A 15,896-nucleotide genomic window follows, 5' to 3' on the forward strand; every position below is an offset into this window, starting at 1 on the left:
GACGACAACGTATCTCTATGATTAGAACAAGGCATTCATAGGGAACACCAGCATGCGCAAGCCCCCGCTCGTTCTCGTTATCGCGCTCTGCGGAGGGCTCGCCGCTTGTGGCGAGACCTCCCGCCTGCAAGTCTCCGACGGCACCGGTCCATCGCCACAATTGCCGGAACCGAACAAAACCCTGATCCCGACCCTGAACATCGCCCCGGCCATCGGTTGGCCGCAGGGCGCAAAACCCGTCGCCGCCACGGGCACTCAAGTGGCCGCTTTTGCCGAAGACCTGGATCACCCGCGCTGGCTTTATGTGCTGCCCAATGGCGATGTGCTGGTGGCGGAAACCGCCGCACCACCCAAACCCGAAGACGGCAATGGCATTCGCGGCTGGGTCATGAAGAAAGTCATGGGGCGTGCCGGCTCTACCGTGCCCAGCCCGAACCGCATCACGTTGCTGCGGGACAAGGATCACGATGGCATCGCGGAAACCCGCAAGGTGTTTCTGCAAAACCTCAATTCCCCTTTCGGCATGACGCTGGTCGGCAACGACCTGTACGTGGCCGACACTGACAGCCTGCTGCGATTCCATTATGAAAACGGCGATACGCAGATCAAGTCACCAGCCATCAAGGTGATCGACCTGCCGGGCGGCCCGCTGAACCACCACTGGACCAAAAACGTCATCGCCAGCAAGGACGGCAGCAAGCTCTACGTCAGCGTGGGTTCCAACAGCAACGTCGCCGAAAACGGCATGGACAAGGAAGAAGGTCGCGCAGCGATCTGGGAAGTGGACCGTGCCACCGGCCGGCACCGGATCTTCGCCTCCGGCCTGCGCAACCCCAACGGCATGGCCTGGGAACCGCACAGTGGCGCACTGTGGACCGCGGTCAACGAGCGGGATGAAATCGGCGGTGATCTGGTACCGGACTACATCACCTCGGTGAAAGACGGCGCGTTCTATGGCTGGCCGTTCAGTTACTACGGCCAGCATGTCGATGTTCGTGTCGAGCCGCAGAACCCGGACCTGGTGGCCAAGGCCATTGCCCCGGACTACGCCGTCGGCCCGCACACGGCGTCACTGGGCCTGACCTTCGCCGAAAACAGCAAGCTGCCGGCGCCATTCACCCAAGGGGCATTCATCGGTCAGCACGGCTCGTGGAATCGCAAGCCACACAGTGGCTACAAAGTGATTTTCGTGCCGTTCAGTGCGGGCAAACCTGCAGGAAAACCGGTTGGCGTGCTTACCGGATTCCTCAACGACAAGGAAGAAGCCATGGGTCGCCCGGTGGGCGTGGTGATCGACCGGCAGGGTGACCTGTTGGTGGCCGATGATGTGGGGAACAAGGTGTGGCGGGTGTCGGCTGCTAAATAATGGCTGCCAAGCCACCTGTGGGAGCGAGCTTGCTCGCGATGAGGCCTGCACATTCAACTTTGATGTTGCCTGACCCACCGCCATCGCGAGCAAGCTCGCTCCCACATTGGATCGGAGTCAGCGCTTACCTTTTGCGGCAAAGGGTCAAACCATCACCCAACGGCAACAACGACAGATCCACCCGCACATCGTCTTTCAAGGCCAGGTTGAGCGCCTGGATGGCGCGAGTGTCCGCACTCTCGGGATTGGCCTCGAGCACACGCCCGCTCCACAGGGTGTTATCGAACACCGCCAACCCACCGACCCGCAGCAATCCCAGGGCGTGTTCCAGATAAGCCGGGTAGTTGGCCTTGTCGGCATCGATGAACACCAGGTCGTACTGCCCGCCCTGCCCTTGTCGCTCAAGCTCGGCGAGGGTTTCCAGCGCCGGAGCCAGTCGCAGGTCAATCCGCCCGGCGAGCCCCGCCTCTTGCCAGTAGCGCCGTGCGATGGCGTTGTAGTCGCCGGGGATGTCACAGCAAATCAGCGAACCGTCAGCGGGCAATGCCGCCGCCATGCACAGCGCGCTGTAACCGGTAAAGGTGCCGACTTCGAGCAAGCGCCTGGCCCCCGTCAGTTTCACCAGCAAAGCGAGAAACTGCCCCTGCTCCGGAGCCACCTGCCAACGTGCCATCGGCAGCGCCTGGGTCTCATCGCGCAAGCGCTTGAGCAGTGGCGTTTCGCGCAGGGAGACATCGAGCAAGTATTGGTACAGGGCATCATCGAGATTGAGCGTGCGAGCAGTCATGACCGGCAGCTCCGAATGTTACGGGTTGCGCGCCAGGTGTTCAGGCTGCAGAACACGCTTGGCGCTCAGATACGCTTTTTGCCAATAKGCCTTGGACAGACTGTCGAGCTTCACGGTGCCGCCGGTGGCCGGCGCGTGGACGAAGCGCCCTTCTCCCACGTAGATGCCGGCATGACTGACCTGGGAACCGCCACTGGTGGCGAAGAAAATCAGGTCACCGGTTTGCAGGCCTTCCTTGCCCACATTCGCCGCTTGCATGGAGATCATCTCGCGAGTGGTGCGCGGCAAGGAAATACCGGCGACATCGCGATACACGTAGCCGATCAGGCCGCTGCAATCAAATCCGGAATCCGGCGTGTTGCCACCCCAGCGATAAGGCGTGCCCACAAGGCCGAGCGCGCGAAACAGCACGTCTTCCGCTTCGGGCGAAAAAGCTTGTGAGGAGCCAAATACGATGGGAGCGCGAACCACCGGCGCAGGTGGCGGTGTACGACTGGCGCAGGCGCTGAGTAGCGCAGCGAAGAACATGATTGCGAGGCGGGCCGACGTCGTCATAAGCAGAGCATCCTGATCTGGCTGCGGCTTTTTTCTGCTGGGAATGCAGAAAAGAAAACCGCCTGCGCGTGACGCAGGCGGTTTGCCATCATTCATATATCAGGATTCTAGCGGTTATATGGCAAACTTCAAGTAAGACTTTAAGTTCGCCTTACAAATTGTCCGCTTATTTACGTGCAGTGACGATTGGCGACGCATTCGGTGCCATCGCCAGGGCGCGCTTGGCTTCGATGAAGGTCTTGCTCCAGTAGCTGTCACCCAGGCTATCGATCCGCACACCACCGCTACGGCGGCTGCTGGAGTGGATGAACTGGTTGTCACCCAGGTAGATCCCGGCGTGACTGACGCGACCGCGACGACCGTTGGTTGCGAAGAACAGCAGGTCGCCCGGCTCAAGCTTGCTGCGCGAGACCAGCGGAGCGTCCACGTTGATCATTTCGCGGGTGGAGCGTGGCAGGTTCATGCCCGCTTCTTCGCGGAACAGGTAACCGATGAAACCGCTGCAATCGAAGCCGGCTTCAGAAGTACCGCCGAAACGGTAACGGGTACCGATCAGGGACATGCCACGTTCGAGGATGCTGTCGGCCAGGACCGGAAGCTGGTAGGACTTGCCGCCAGCGAAGTCTGCGAGTTCTTTTTCGGTCGCCAGCTCTTCCTGAAAGAAAGCGGAAGACTGGGCAGTAACGGAGTTTTGAACCTGTTGCTGCGGGGCTTGCTGGGACACCGGAGTGTGGGCAGCGCAACCGAACAACAGGGTAACGAGTGCGAGAGGCACGAGGGGTGCGAAGCGATTTAGCATGGGCACGACCGTGGCTGATAGTTGTAAAGAAGCCGAGACTATGCCCGCTATCATCCTCATTTGCAAATTCAATCGATCTTTTTGTGACTTATCCGTTTCTCGTTTACATCTAAGCGCTTAAGCCCATTTTAAACATACGCGCAGCCTGCAACCGGGCAGGAAAGCGGGGTTTCTGGTGCCTGTAATTCGCCGAACTGGCTAAAAGCCCCGGATTCAGCGGGTTTACCAGCCGAGGGTTTCTTTCAAAAACGGGATTGTCAGCTTGCGCTGAGCCTGGAGGGAGGCCTGATCGAGACGCTCGAGCAGCTCGAACAGCGCACTCATGCTGCGGGTACCGCGAGTCAAAATGAAATGCCCGACTTCATCGGTCAGATGCAGCCCGCGACGGGATGCGCGCAATTGCAGGGCACGCAATTTGTCCTCATCGGACAGCGGGCGCATCTGGAAGATCAAGGCCAGGGTCAGGCGCGACTTGAGATCCGCCAGCTTCACCGGCAACTCACGGGGGGATGTCGACGCGGCAATCAGCAAGCGTCGGCCACTGTCGCGCAAGCGATTGAACAGATGGAACAGCGCCTCTTCCCAGTCCGCCTTGCCGGCAACCGCCTGCAGGTCATCGAGACAGACCAGCTCGTACTGTTCAAGGTTGTCGAGAATTTCAATACCGCGATCGAGCAACTCGGCCAGCGGCAGATAGACCGCAGGTTCCCCCAATTGCTCGAAGCGCAGGCAGGCGGCCTGCAACAGATGCGTACGCCCTACCCCATCCTTGCCCCAAAGGTATATCAGGCTCTCGGTCCAGCCGGCGTCGGCTTCGCACAGCCGCTCGACATAGCCGAGTGCAGCGGCATTGGCGCCTGGGTAGTAATTGATAAAGGTGGCGTCGTCACGCAGACGCACACCTAGGGGCAGCTGAATCGGTTTCATCCTGACTGAACAGTTCCAAAGGAACCGTTAGTGGCCTCTGTGTAAAGTTTGCGAAGTTTATACCCGTGAGCCGGGTCGCACAATGCGACAGACAACAAGCAAAATCAAAGGTTTGCGTTAATGCACCGGTTTTATGACAGTTTCTTTGGCGGTGCATGTGACAGTCGCGCGATGCAAGCAGGCTGATCCGGCATGAACCCGGGCAACCCGCCATCAACCATCGACGCCCCTTACCACTCCGGCTCGTCGACACTCCCGTAGATTTCAGAATCCTTATACAAATCATGCACATGACGCACCAGCACCATGATCACCGCCGCGACCGGCAATGCCAATAGCACACCGGTAAAGCCAAACAGCTCACCACCGGCCAGAATCGAGAAAATCACCGCCACCGGGTGCAGGCCAATCCGGTCACCAACCAGCAACGGCGTCAGCACCATACCCTCCAGCGCCTGGCCGACCATGAACACCGCGACAATGCCGAGCATCGGGTAAAGATCACCACCGAACTGGAACAACCCCGCAAGCAGCGCCGCGCCAATGCCGATGATAAACCCCATGTACGGCACGATCGCCGCCAGACCGGCAATCAGGCCAATCAACAAGCCCAGTTCCAGCCCAACCAGCATCAGGCCCGCTGCGTAGATCACACCCAAGGCCACCATCACCAGCAACTGTCCGCGAACGAACGCGCCGAGCACTTCATGGCATTCACCCGCCAGGGATACCGCGCGCGCTTCACGATCACGGGGCAGCAGGCTGCGGATCTTGGCCATCATCAGGTCCCAATCCCGCAACAAGTAGAAGCTCACCACCGGAATCAACACCAGATTCGCCAGCCAGCCAATCAACGCCAACCCCGAGGCAGTGGCATGACTCAGCACCACGCCGACAATATCGGTGGTTTGGCTCATATGCTCGCTGATGGCGGCCTTGAGCTTGTCGAACTTCCAGAAACCTTCCGACAAGCCAAACTTCGATTGCGCCCAGGGCAACGCCGTGTGCTGTAGCCAGTCGAGCATCTGCGGGGCCAGCTCATACAAACGAAACAACTGCCTGGCGAGCAACGGCACCAATACCAGCAGCAGCGCGGTGAAGATCAATGTAAACAGGGCAAACACCGCCACGACGCCCCAGGTTCGAGACAGGCCTGCCTTCTCCAGCCGATCCACCAGCGGGTCGAACAGGTAGGCCAACAGCAGCGCCACCAGGAATGGCGTCAGGATCGGATGCAACAACCAGACAAACGCACAAAGCAGGACCACCCCACCGAGCCAGAACCAACGCCGCGTATCGGCCATGAACCACTCCATTGCTTCTATATAAAGAAAGAAAAACTACCAGCGATAACGCAGTTGTGGTGTCGGGGCTGGCGCTGGGGCAGGCACCGCACCACCGGCGGCAGGCTGAGCCGGCACTGCCGGGGCCGGTGCCTGACCCGCAGGCGCTTCCTGCAGCCTCGCCAGCGACAGTTGTGCACGCAGCTGATCGGCGCTGCCATTGACCCTATAGACAATCCGGTCGCCGTCGACACTTTGCACACGCCCGCCAAATGGCTCCAGCAAGCGCCCAAGGGACGCGTAGTGCTCAAGATTCATGCCTTGCACCTCCAGCAATTGCTCACTCGAAGCACCGGCCTTGGCAACAAACCGCGGCGCCAGGCGCTCGTTGACCGCCAGCATCACCGCATCGGCCACGGCGGCCTGATCGGCGCCTTGCACGCTACCCGCCTCTTTTTTATCCCCCAGCCACAATTGCCACTTGGCTTGCCACTGCCCGCCCTCTTCCTTGGCGTGTACCGCGAGCAGGGCGTCGGCGTTGTAGCGTTCCGATGCCGCTTGCAAAGGCGCGGGATCTGCGCCCTCCAGATTCGGCGCGGTCGCGACGATCTGCTCATTCAAGTCCGCCAACGGCAAGCGCAATGGCAAGCCACGGTGCTGGGCCGCCCGACGCAGCGGCGCCGCGCTGGCCTGACCGTCGCCCACCAGGCTTGAACCCTYGGTGGAGTCATTCAACCACCAGCCGAGGATCGACGGCCGATTGCCCCCCCACATCGCCAGGCCGGCGCGGCGCAAGGCCTGCTCGGTGGTGCCCGGATCGAAATCGACTTTCAGGACTTCCGGCGGCCCCGCCTCAAAGCCGTATTGGCTGATGATCTGTTGCGGGTCTTTGCGAATCGCTGCCAGCCCCGGACTTTGAGCGGCCTTGGGGTCGCCGGTCAGGCGCAACACCAAGGTGTCCAACGCACGCTGGGTCGCCTGGTCGCGCTCCTCGGGCGATTGGCCATTCACCGGCTCGCGCACCTGGTAAAGGCCTTTGACGGTTTCGGCGTGACTGACCAGGCTGACTACTGACAAACAACTCACAAGCAAGAATTTACAAAAACGCATGGAAGATTCCTGACGACAAGAGCGGCTGGAACAGACCGCATGAAGACGATCGAGCAAGACTGTGACCGTTGCCCGACGCAAAACATTCACACGCTCCGGGTAAGTTTTCGCACTGTCATAACGATAGACGGTTAATCGCGATACCTTATACAGCCATGCAGGATGCCACCGACAACGCGCATCAACGGTTTTTTTTGAACGGATATGGCCCTGCTGTCGGCCTGAGGATGGCCGCTGCGGCTCAAGCCTGATAAAATCGCGCGCCTTCGCAGACCGGCAACAGCCGGGTAGTGTCCGAATAGCGCGCATGGTTCTCGCCTACGCAGTTTCGGCGCTCCCGACGGACTCGGTCGTTACCCAGAAATCCCCCCCCTAAAGGCCTGGATCATGAGCAAGCAACCCTCCCTGAGCTACAAGGACGCCGGTGTAGACATCGACGCCGGTGAAGCATTGGTCGAACGCATCAAGAGCGTCGCCAAGCGCACTGCGCGCCCGGAAGTCATGGGCGGCCTGGGCGGTTTCGGCGCCCTCTGCGAAATCCCGGCCGGCTACAAGCAGCCGGTGCTGGTTTCCGGTACTGACGGCGTCGGCACCAAGCTGCGCCTGGCCCTGAACCTGAACAAGCACGACAGCATCGGCATCGACCTGGTCGCCATGTGCGTCAACGACCTGGTGGTGTGTGGCGCCGAGCCGCTGTTCTTCCTCGACTACTACGCCACTGGCAAACTGAACGTCGACACCGCTGCCCAGGTTGTGACCGGTATCGGCGCTGGCTGCGAACTGTCGGGTTGCTCCCTGGTCGGCGGCGAAACCGCTGAAATGCCGGGCATGTACGAAGGCGAAGACTACGACCTGGCCGGTTTCTGCGTCGGCGTCGTGGAAAAATCCGAAATCATCGACGGCTCCAAGGTTGCTGCTGGCGATGCCCTGCTCGCCCTGCCGTCTTCCGGCCCGCACTCCAACGGCTACTCGCTGATCCGCAAGATCATCGAAGTGTCCGGCGCCGACATCGAAAACATCCAGCTCGACGGCAAGCCGCTGACCGACCTGCTGATGGCCCCGACCCGTATCTACGTGAAGCCGCTGCTCAAGCTGATCAAGGAAACCGGCGCTGTCAAAGCCATGGCCCACATCACCGGTGGCGGCCTGCTGGACAACATTCCGCGCGTTCTGCCAAAAGGCGCGCAAGCCGTGGTTGACGTGGCCAGCTGGAACCGCCCGGCAGTGTTCGACTGGCTGCAAGAGAAAGGCAACGTTGACGAGAACGAAATGCACCGCGTGCTGAACTGCGGCGTGGGCATGGTCATCTGCGTGGCTCAGGAGCACGTTGAAGCCGCCCTGAACGTTCTGCGCGAAGCGGGCGAGCAGCCTTGGGTCATCGGCCAGATCGCCACCGCTGCCGAAGGCGCGGCTCAGGTCGAACTGAAGAACCTTAAGGCACACTAATGCCTAAAACCTGTGATGTGGTGGTGCTGTTGTCCGGCACCGGCAGTAACTTGCAGGCCCTGATCGACAGCACGCGGACCGGCGACAGCCCGGTCCGCATCGCTGCGGTGATTTCCAACCGCGCCGACGCCTACGGCCTGCAACGCGCCAGGGACGCGGGTATCGATACCCGCACCCTGGATCACAAGGCTTTCGAAGGTCGCGAGGCCTTCGACGCCGCGCTGATCGAACTGATCGACGCCTTCAACCCCGAACTCGTGGTACTGGCCGGATTCATGCGCATTCTCAGCGCTGGCTTCGTACGCCACTATCAGGGTCGCCTGCTCAATATCCATCCTTCGCTGCTACCCAAATACAAAGGGTTACACACTCATCAGCGCGCACTGGAGGCCGGCGACACCGAGCACGGCTGCTCCGTGCACTTCGTCACCGAGGAACTCGATGGCGGACCACTGGTCGTACAGGCTGTAATACCGGTAGAGTTACAGGATTCGCCGCAGATTCTGGCGCAGCGGGTCCATGTTCAGGAACACCTGATCTACCCGATGGCCGTACGCTGGTTTGCCGAAGGTCGTCTGACCCTCGACGAGCAAGGTGCTTTACTGGATGGACAGCTACTCGCGGCCAGCGGCCACTTGATTCGAAACTAGGAGATTTTATGCGTCGCGCCCTGCTCTTCGCTTGCGCTCTGCTCGCCTTGCCCTTCGCCCAGGCGGCAGACCTTCAACCCTTCTCCGCCAGCTACACCGCCGACTGGAAACAGCTGCCCATGAGCGGCACTGCCGAGCGCAGCCTCGAAAAAACCAGCAACGGCAAATGGARGCTCAGTTTCAAGGCGTCGATGATGATCGCCAGCCTGTCCGAGGAAAGCACCCTGACCCCGGACAAGGACACGCTTCTTCCAGAGTCTTACCACTTTGAACGTGGCGGTTTGGGCAAGGCCAAGAAATYGGATCTGGATTTCGACTGGAACACCAAAGTGATCACCGGCACCGATCGCGGCGACGCGGTCAAGGTTGCGCTGAACCGCGGCATGCTCGACAAATCCACCTACCAGTTGGCCTTGCAGCAAGACGTTGCCGCAGGCAAGAAAAGCATGAGCTATCAGGTGGTCGACGGCAATGAAGTCGACACCTATGACTTCCGCGTGCTGGGCACTGAAAAAGTCGACACCAAGGCCGGCAAGATCGATGCGATCAAGGTTGAACGAGTACGCGACCCGACACAAAACAAGCGCATCACCGTGATGTGGTTCGCCAAGGACTGGGATTACCTGCTGGTCCGCCTGCAACAGGTCGAAACCGACGGCAAGGAGTACAACATCATGCTCCTGGACGGCACGGTCAACGGCAAGACTGTCAAAGGCAGCTGATCCGGATCGGTACCATGAAGCCCCGCAATCGCGGGGCTTTTTTGTGGGTTCGAAAATTGGAACACCCGACAAGCGCAATGGTTCTATACCTTCAAGGTCTTTTTTGATCGAATGAGTTTCCCTGATACCTGCGAGGTTTCCATGACTGTCACCGTCAACACTGTCTGCGCCGAAGGTTTTCGCCACAGCGTACAAATCGATGACCACGAACTCTTCGCCGACGTGCCCGTCACGGCCGGCGGTGATGGCTCTGCGCCGGAACCGCACGATTATTTCGATGCCGCGCTAGGCGCCTGCAAGGCCCTGACCCTGAAGCTGTATGCCAGGAAGAAGGACATCCCGCTGACCGGTGTCGGCGTGGAGGTCAAGCGCGACAACAGTCAGGAACAGAAAGGCCAATACGCGCTGCACGTCAAACTGACCCTCAAGGGCGTACTCACCGACGCCCAGCGTGAAGAACTGCATCGCGTGGCCGATCGCTGCCCGATTCACAAGCTGATGACCACGTCTGAAGTAAGCATCGAAACGCATTTGTCCGAAGGCGCGTTCAGCCAATAGCGGCAAGGGCTGCGCAAGCGGGTTATGCTCGAACGCATCACCCGCTCAGCCTGGAACGCACCATGAACACTCCGCTCGTGATCCGCCCCCGCACCGAAGATGTCGAAGGCCAGCCGATTCTCCGCCCGTTGCCATCGGCCAAGTGCCGCAACGTCGGGCCATTCGTGTTTTTCGACCACATGCTGGAAACCCGTTATCCGCCGGGCAAAGGCATGAACATCCGCCAGCATCCGCACATTGGCCTGTCTACCCTCACCTACTTGTTCCAGGGGCAAATCCAGCACAAGGACAGCCTCGGTTCCGATCAAGTGGTCGGGACTGGCGATGTCAGCTGGATGACGGCCGGTAGCGCCATCGCCCACGTCGAACGCACGCCTGAGGCCCTGAAAGAAAGCGGCTTCACGATGCACGGCTTGCAGATCTGGCTGGCTTCGCCCAAGGACAAAGAGCAAGGTCCGGGGCATTACAGTCACCATCCGGCGTCGACTTTGCCGGTCAGCGAAAACCTGGGGGTGAAGATCCGCATGATTGCCGGGTCGGGCTTTTGCCTGGAATCACCAGTGCCGGTGCTTTCTCCTACGCTGTACGCGGAACTGCACCTGCAAACGGCGACGACATTACTGATCCCCACCGAGCATGAAGAACGTGCGCTGTATGTGTTGAGCGGCGAGGTGCAACTGGATGGCGAGCCGCTGGAGCCGCATTCGCTGGTGGTACTGCCTGCCGGGGAAGAGATGACCCTGTTTGCTGAAAGCGACAGTCACGCCGTGTTGTTTGGCGGTGCTCCGCTGGATGGGCCACGGCGGATCAACTGGAATTTTGTCGCGAGCGATCCGGCGGCGATTGATGAAGCACGCCGGCGTTGGGCGGCCGGGGATTGGCCGACGGTACCGGGGGAAAGCGAGCGGATCGAGTTGCCCTGAAACTTTCAGCGCCAGTTATGCCGCTATCGCGAGCAAGCTCGCTCCCACAGTTGACCGCGTCGGTCACAGGAATTGCACACGACACATTTCCCCTGTGGGAGCGAGCTTGCTCGCGATTGGGCCGATAGAGTCACCGGCTAACCAGAACTGAAACCAGCAATCAACCCTTGAACACTTCATCCAGCAAGTTATGCATCGACGTGAACGCCCGGGCAGCTACCTTCGCGTCATACATCATCATGCCCGGCACCTTGGCGTGCGGGTCGGTGAACGAGTGGAACGCACCGCCATAGCTCAGCAACTGCCAGTCCACACCCGCCGCGTTCATTTCATCTTCGAACGCCGGCAACTGCTCTTTCGGCACCAATGGATCGGAAGCACCGTGCAGCACCAGGACCTTACCCTTGATGTTTTTCGCATCGACCGGATTCGGTGTGTCCAGCGTGCCGTGGAACGATACCGCGGCCTTCACCGGCGCGCCGGTACGGGCAAACTCCAGGGCGCAGCAACCGCCGAAGCAGAAACCGAAAGTGGCCAGTTTCGAAGTATCGACAGCCACTTCACCCTGGCTTTGCAGCTGTTCGAACGCCACCTGCATGCGCTTGCGCAGCAACGCACGGTCATTCTTCAACGGCATCATTGCCGCGCCCGCCTCGTCATTGTTCGTCGGACGAACTGATTGACCGTAAAGGTCGGCGACCAGCACAACGTAGCCGTTGGCCGCCACCGACTTGGCGATCCCCTCGGCACCGGCGCCGACGCCCATCCAGTTCGGCGCCATCAACAAGCCCGGGCGCGGGCCTTTATGGTCGGCATCGAAGGCCAGACGGCTTTCGTAAGCCTGGCCGTCAATCTGATAGGCAACGGAACGTACAGTGATTTGGCTCATTTCTGACTCCTGATGTTATAGCACCGGAATGAAAAAACCCGCCGAAGCGGGTTTTCTGCAACACAATCAAGCCGATAGTTCGACCAACAGTTTGTTCAGACGGCGCACATAAGCCGCCGGATCTTTCAAACTGTCGCCGGCCGCCAGCGCCGCCTGATCGAAGAGGATGTGCGACAGGTCGCCGAAGCGCTCGTCGCTCTGCTCGTTGTCGAGCTTCTCGATCAGCGGGTGCGCCGGGTTGAATTCGAAGATCGGCTTCGAATCCGGAACCTTCTGGCCGCTGGCTTCCAGGATCTGGCGCATCTGCAAGCCCAGGTCCTGCTCGCCGATGGCCAGGATCGCCGGGGAATCGGTCAGGCGGTGGGAAACCCGCACTTCAGCAACGGATTCACCCAGCGCGGTCTTCAAACGCTCGACCAGACCTTCTTTGGACTTGGCGACTTCTTCCGCGGCTTTCTTGTCCTCTTCCGAGTCCAGGTTGCCCAGGTCCAGGTCACCGCGCGCCACGTCGACGAAGCTCTTGCCGTCGAAGTCGCTGAGGTAGCTCATCAACCACTCGTCGATGCGGTCGGTCAACAGCAGCACTTCGATGCCTTTCTTGCGGAAGACTTCCAGGTGCGGGCTGTTTTTGACCTGCGCGTAGGTTTCGCCGGTCAGGTAGTAGATCTTGTCCTGACCTTCCTTGGCGCGCGCCAGGTACTCGGCCAGGCCAACAACCTGTTCGCCATCGTCGCCATGGGTCGATGCGAAACGCAGCAGGCCGGCGATTTTTTCCTTGTTGGCGAAATCTTCTGCCGGGCCTTCTTTCATGACCTGACCGAAGTTTTTCCAGAAGCCCTTGTATTGCTCTGGCTCGTTCTTCGCCAGTTTTTCCAGCATGTCCAGAACGCGCTTGGTCAGCGCCGACTTCATGGAATCGATGATCGGGTCTTTCTGCAGGATTTCCCGCGACACGTTCAGCGACAGGTCGTTGGAATCGACCACGCCTTTGATGAAGCGCAGATACAACGGCAGGAAGGACTCGGCCTGATCCATGACGAACACGCGCTGTACGTACAGTTTCAGGCCTTTCGGCGCTTCACGCTGGTACAGATCGAACGGAGCGCGGGCCGGCACGTACAGCAGCGAGCTGTATTCCAGCTTGCCTTCGACCTTGTTATGGCTCCAGCTCAGCGGGTTTTCGAAGTCGTGAGCGATGTGCTTGTAGAACTCCTGGTATTCCTCGTCCTTGATCTCGGTACGCGGACGGGTCCACAGGGCGCTGGCGCGGTTGACGGTTTCCCATTCAACGGCCGGTTGCTCTTCGCCTTCGGCGGCTGCCACTTCTTTCGGCAGCTCGATCGGCAAGGCGATGTGGTCGGAGTACTTCTTGATGATGTTGCGCAGGCGCCAGCCATCGGCGAACTCGTCTTCACCGGATTTCAGGTGCAGGACGATGCGAGTGCCGCGTTCGGCCTTGTCGATGGTCGCAACTTCGAAGTCACCTTCGCCCTTGGACGACCAGTGCACGCCTTCGCCGGCAACGCTGCCGGCACGACGGCTGTACACATCGACTTTGTCAGCGACGATGAATGCAGAGTAAAAACCGACACCGAACTGGCCGATCAGGTGCGAATCTTTCTTCTGGTCGCCGCTCAGGTGCTTCATGAAATCGGCGGTGCCGGACTTGGCGATGGTACCCAGGTGGGTGATCGCGTCTTCGCGGCTCATGCCGATACCGTTGTCTTCGAGGGTGACGGTTTTAGCGTCCTTGTCGAAGCTCACGCGGATTTTCAGTTCGGCGCCACCTTCCAGCAGCTCTGGCTTGGCCAGGGCTTCGAAACGTAATTTGTCGACAGCGTCAGAGGCGTTCGAGATCAATTCGCGAAGGAAAATTTCCTTGTTGGAATACAACGAATGGATCATGAGGTGCAGCAGCTGCTTTACCTCGGTCTGGAAGCCCAGGGTTTCCTTTTGAGTTTCCACACTCATGGTCATCAAACTCCAATCAGATGGCATAAGCCGCGACCTAGAGGGTCGACGGCGGGTTGTCCTCAGAGTTTGGGGCACCGTTCAGGATTTCAAGGGCTCTTCGAGTTTGAAATGTGCACGGGCCGTGGCAATGGGCTCGGCTTCGGTGCTTTGCCAGGCGGTAATCGCCACATTGGCGACCCGGCGACCCTGGCGCCAGACCTGGCATCGGGCCCAGGTATCGCGAAACTGCCCGGCTCGCAGGTAATCCAGGGAGAAGTCGATGATCTTCGGTACCCCGGGCGATCCGGTAAACACCAACAGGTGCAGCGCCGCGGCCAACTCCATGAAACCGGCGATCACACCGCCATGAATCGCCGGCAACAAAGGGTTACCGATGTTGTCCTTGTTCGCTGGCAGCTTGAACAGCAACTCATCTCCCACCCGTGAACATTCGACGCCGATCAGCCGGGCATAGGGAATCAAATCCAGCAGCGAGGCGTAATCGCCCTGCTCGTGGGCCTTTTGCAATTGGTCCTTCAGCGACTCGCTCATTGCGCACCTCCGGCAACCGCGCCACCAAAGCCCTTGATGCCCTTGATTCCCTTGCCCATGCGCATGAAAGTGCCCATCACATGGGCAATCGGTTGCCCAGGGTCATCCTGATAGGCGAAGCCACGGGCAAAAATCACATCGGTGGTGAYCCGATAGCACTGGGCAAAGCCGTAGACATCTTTATGTGGCTCGGCGGCGTGCATGTAGTCGATGCGCAGGTCGAGGGTCGGGCAGACCTCGAATTCCGGGAGCACGCAGAGCGTCGCCATGCCACAGGCGGTGTCCATCAGCGAGGTCAGCGCCCCGCCATGAATCACGCCGGTTTGCGGATTGCCGACGATCTGCGGGCTATACGGCAGCATAATCGTCAGCCCTTCGCTGCTGGCGCTGTGAACGCTTAGTCCAAGTACCTGACAATGTCGCAGCGCCGACAGAAAGCGCATCGCACGCTCAAAAACGGGGTTTTCGGCCATTTGATAAAAACTCTTGTTTATGTCCGTACTGTGCGGTGGCGGTCCGGGTAAAAGTTCCGCACTAGAACAAACTTATATATCTGAAAGACTTAAGGAACTTAACCCTGATGCCTGGGCTCTTAATGCCAGTAGATGCTTTTCATCAGGAGAAACACCCCATGCGTAAGACTTTAGCTATTGCCTTGATGTTGACCGCTTCCCTCGGTCTCGCTGCCTGCGATAAAAAATCCGAGGACAAAGCTCAAGATGCTAACCAACATGCTGAGCAAGCCCRGCAAAAAATGAACGAAGCTCAGGATAAAGTGAACGACGCGGCGAAAGAAAACGCCGAAGCCGCCAAAGATCAGGCTGCTCCGGYCACTCCGGCCACTCCGGCTGCTCCGGCTGCTCCGGAAGCACCTAAGAACTAATACGGTTTTTAGAGTGGCAAAAGAAAACCCGCCAAGTGCGGGTTTTCTTTTGTCTTGAAAAAAGTGGTTAGAGCAAAATCGTTCGAAAGGTTGGACTAATCATCAACAACAGCGAACAGATTAATCCCACCAGCCAAACCGGACTGCGCTACCGAGCCAGATCCTTCCAGTAACACACTGGATAGCCAGCACGCGGGTACCCGATCAGGCCGCCTCTTTATTCACCTCGGGCAATGGCGCCTCTGTAGGGGTATAGACCATCACGTCGAGAACGTCGGAGTGAAACTCGCGGCGATACAATACGAACACCACACCGGCACTCATCAACATGAACAGCCATGGACTAACGAACCAGGCCAGCATGGTCATGCCGAAGTAGTATGAACGCAACCCGAAGTTGAACTGGTTGGCGGCCATGGAGATAACGCGGGCTGCCCGGCTCGCAAAGGCTTTACGCTCCTGCTCCGAGACATGACGCTCACCGACCATGGGT

18 protein-coding genes and 1 pseudogene are annotated in these 15,896 nt (G+C 59.4%); 7 read left to right on the forward strand and 12 right to left on the reverse strand.

Annotation, left to right across the window (positions count from 1 at the left end; translation table 11 throughout):
- Window positions 1-52 precede the first annotated feature (52 nt).
- Complete coding sequence (locus tag AC1DVH_RS08060) at window positions 53-1,366, forward strand: PQQ-dependent sugar dehydrogenase (protein WP_477753341.1); 1,314 nt, start codon at window positions 53-55, stop codon at window positions 1,364-1,366.
- A 124-nt stretch (window positions 1,367-1,490) separates the two neighbouring features.
- Here AC1DVH_RS08060 and AC1DVH_RS08065 read toward each other — a convergent pair whose 3' ends face one another.
- The 6 genes from AC1DVH_RS08065 to AC1DVH_RS08090 form a co-directional block, all read right to left on the reverse strand.
- Window positions 1,491-2,153, reverse strand: coding sequence for a class I SAM-dependent methyltransferase (locus AC1DVH_RS08065; RefSeq protein WP_477753342.1), 663 nt, complete (start codon window positions 2,151-2,153; stop codon window positions 1,491-1,493).
- 18 nt (window positions 2,154-2,171) lie between these two features.
- Window positions 2,172-2,708: a C40 family peptidase gene (locus AC1DVH_RS08070; RefSeq protein WP_477753343.1), complete on the reverse strand. Its 537-nt coding sequence runs from the start codon at window positions 2,706-2,708 to the stop codon at window positions 2,172-2,174.
- Window positions 2,709-2,874: 166 nt separating this feature from the next.
- Window positions 2,875-3,507 carry a C40 family peptidase gene (locus AC1DVH_RS08075; protein WP_477753344.1) on the reverse strand — a complete coding sequence of 211 codons (633 nt, stop codon included), beginning with the start codon at window positions 3,505-3,507 and terminating at the stop codon, window positions 2,875-2,877.
- Window positions 3,508-3,729: 222 nt separating this feature from the next.
- A complete protein-coding gene (gene hda / locus AC1DVH_RS08080; RefSeq protein WP_007898944.1) occupies window positions 3,730-4,434 on the reverse strand; it encodes a DnaA regulatory inactivator Hda in 705 nt (234 codons plus the stop codon).
- 230 nt (window positions 4,435-4,664) lie between these two features.
- Window positions 4,665-5,738 carry an AI-2E family transporter gene (locus AC1DVH_RS08085; protein WP_477753345.1) on the reverse strand — a complete coding sequence of 358 codons (1,074 nt, stop codon included), beginning with the start codon at window positions 5,736-5,738 and terminating at the stop codon, window positions 4,665-4,667.
- 36 nt (window positions 5,739-5,774) lie between these two features.
- Window positions 5,775-6,827, reverse strand: a complete 1,053-nt coding sequence (locus AC1DVH_RS08090) for a DUF2066 domain-containing protein (RefSeq protein ID WP_477753346.1) — start codon at window positions 6,825-6,827, stop codon at window positions 5,775-5,777.
- A 387-nt stretch (window positions 6,828-7,214) separates the two neighbouring features.
- Here AC1DVH_RS08090 and purM point away from each other — a divergent pair, with 387 nt between their 5' ends.
- The 5 genes from purM to AC1DVH_RS08115 all read left to right on the forward strand — a co-directional run bounded on the left by purM (window position 7,215) and on the right by AC1DVH_RS08115 (window position 11,126).
- Entirely contained in the window at window positions 7,215-8,273 is a 1,059-nt protein-coding gene (gene purM, locus AC1DVH_RS08095; RefSeq protein ID WP_057399405.1) for a phosphoribosylformylglycinamidine cyclo-ligase, read from the forward strand.
- Window positions 8,273-8,923 (forward strand): phosphoribosylglycinamide formyltransferase, encoded by a 651-nt coding sequence (gene purN / locus AC1DVH_RS08100; RefSeq protein ID WP_477753347.1) that lies wholly within the window; start codon window positions 8,273-8,275, stop codon window positions 8,921-8,923. Before purM ends, purN begins: the two co-directional genes overlap by 1 nt.
- 8 nt (window positions 8,924-8,931) lie before the next feature.
- Window positions 8,932-9,645: a DUF3108 domain-containing protein gene (locus tag AC1DVH_RS08105; protein WP_477753348.1), complete on the forward strand. Its 714-nt coding sequence runs from the start codon at window positions 8,932-8,934 to the stop codon at window positions 9,643-9,645.
- A 141-nt stretch (window positions 9,646-9,786) separates the two neighbouring features.
- Complete coding sequence (locus AC1DVH_RS08110) at window positions 9,787-10,203, forward strand: OsmC family protein (protein WP_477753349.1); 417 nt, start codon at window positions 9,787-9,789, stop codon at window positions 10,201-10,203.
- A gap of 62 nt (window positions 10,204-10,265) precedes the next feature.
- Window positions 10,266-11,126, forward strand: a complete 861-nt coding sequence (locus AC1DVH_RS08115) for a pirin family protein (protein ID WP_477753350.1) — start codon at window positions 10,266-10,268, stop codon at window positions 11,124-11,126.
- Between the two features lie 160 nt (window positions 11,127-11,286).
- Here AC1DVH_RS08115 and AC1DVH_RS08120 read toward each other — a convergent pair whose 3' ends face one another.
- The 4 genes from AC1DVH_RS08120 to AC1DVH_RS08135 form a co-directional block, all read right to left on the reverse strand.
- Complete coding sequence (locus AC1DVH_RS08120; protein ID WP_477753351.1) at window positions 11,287-12,015, reverse strand: dienelactone hydrolase family protein; 729 nt, start codon at window positions 12,013-12,015, stop codon at window positions 11,287-11,289.
- A gap of 66 nt (window positions 12,016-12,081) precedes the next feature.
- Window positions 12,082-13,986, reverse strand: a complete 1,905-nt coding sequence (htpG, locus tag AC1DVH_RS08125; RefSeq protein ID WP_477753352.1) for a molecular chaperone HtpG — start codon at window positions 13,984-13,986, stop codon at window positions 12,082-12,084.
- An 81-nt stretch (window positions 13,987-14,067) separates the two neighbouring features.
- Entirely contained in the window at window positions 14,068-14,520 is a 453-nt protein-coding gene (locus AC1DVH_RS08130; RefSeq protein WP_110659453.1) for a PaaI family thioesterase, read from the reverse strand.
- Window positions 14,517-14,993 carry a PaaI family thioesterase gene (locus AC1DVH_RS08135; protein WP_477753353.1) on the reverse strand — a complete coding sequence of 159 codons (477 nt, stop codon included), beginning with the start codon at window positions 14,991-14,993 and terminating at the stop codon, window positions 14,517-14,519. The genes AC1DVH_RS08130 and AC1DVH_RS08135 overlap by 4 nt, the downstream gene beginning before the upstream one ends.
- 158 nt (window positions 14,994-15,151) lie before the next feature.
- On the opposite strand from AC1DVH_RS08135, the gene AC1DVH_RS08140 reads away from it, so the two are divergent.
- Entirely contained in the window at window positions 15,152-15,403 is a 252-nt protein-coding gene (locus tag AC1DVH_RS08140) for a hypothetical protein (RefSeq protein ID WP_477753354.1), read from the forward strand.
- A gap of 67 nt (window positions 15,404-15,470) precedes the next feature.
- On the opposite strand, the pseudogene AC1DVH_RS08145 reads toward AC1DVH_RS08140, so the two are convergent.
- Together AC1DVH_RS08145 and AC1DVH_RS08150 are read right to left on the reverse strand one after the other, a co-directional pair.
- Window positions 15,471-15,551, reverse strand: a pseudogene (locus AC1DVH_RS08145) (MAPEG family protein); the annotation flags it as partial.
- 56 nt (window positions 15,552-15,607) lie between these two features.
- Window positions 15,608-15,896 (reverse strand): DUF599 family protein (locus tag AC1DVH_RS08150; protein WP_477753355.1); only part of this gene is annotated, 289 nt, incomplete at its 5' end.

This window comes from Pseudomonas sp. P4_C3 (assembly GCF_056402075.1).

Bases quoted from the DNA above. Each gene is read 5' to 3' on its own strand.
- AC1DVH_RS08085 (WP_477753345.1), bottom strand. From the start codon at position 5,738: ATGGCCGATACGCGGCGTTGGTTCTGGCTCGGTGGGGTGGTCCTGCTT.
- AC1DVH_RS08110 (WP_477753349.1), top strand. From the start codon at position 9,787: ATGACTGTCACCGTCAACACTGTCTGCGCCGAAGGTTTTCGCCACAGC.
- purM (WP_057399405.1), top strand. From the start codon at position 7,215: ATGAGCAAGCAACCCTCCCTGAGCTACAAGGACGCCGGTGTAGACATC.
- AC1DVH_RS08075 (WP_477753344.1), bottom strand. From the start codon at position 3,507: ATGCTAAATCGCTTCGCACCCCTCGTGCCTCTCGCACTCGTTACCCTG.
- purN (WP_477753347.1), top strand. From the start codon at position 8,273: ATGCCTAAAACCTGTGATGTGGTGGTGCTGTTGTCCGGCACCGGCAGT.
- AC1DVH_RS08115 (WP_477753350.1), top strand. From the start codon at position 10,266: ATGAACACTCCGCTCGTGATCCGCCCCCGCACCGAAGATGTCGAAGGC.
- AC1DVH_RS08065 (WP_477753342.1), bottom strand. From the start codon at position 2,153: ATGACTGCTCGCACGCTCAATCTCGATGATGCCCTGTACCAATACTTG.
- AC1DVH_RS08120 (WP_477753351.1), bottom strand. From the start codon at position 12,015: ATGAGCCAAATCACTGTACGTTCCGTTGCCTATCAGATTGACGGCCAG.
- AC1DVH_RS08130 (WP_110659453.1), bottom strand. From the start codon at position 14,520: ATGAGCGAGTCGCTGAAGGACCAATTGCAAAAGGCCCACGAGCAGGGC.
- AC1DVH_RS08060 (WP_477753341.1), top strand. From the start codon at position 53: ATGCGCAAGCCCCCGCTCGTTCTCGTTATCGCGCTCTGCGGAGGGCTC.
- hda (WP_007898944.1), bottom strand. From the start codon at position 4,434: ATGAAACCGATTCAGCTGCCCCTAGGTGTGCGTCTGCGTGACGACGCC.
- htpG (WP_477753352.1), bottom strand. From the start codon at position 13,986: ATGAGTGTGGAAACTCAAAAGGAAACCCTGGGCTTCCAGACCGAGGTA.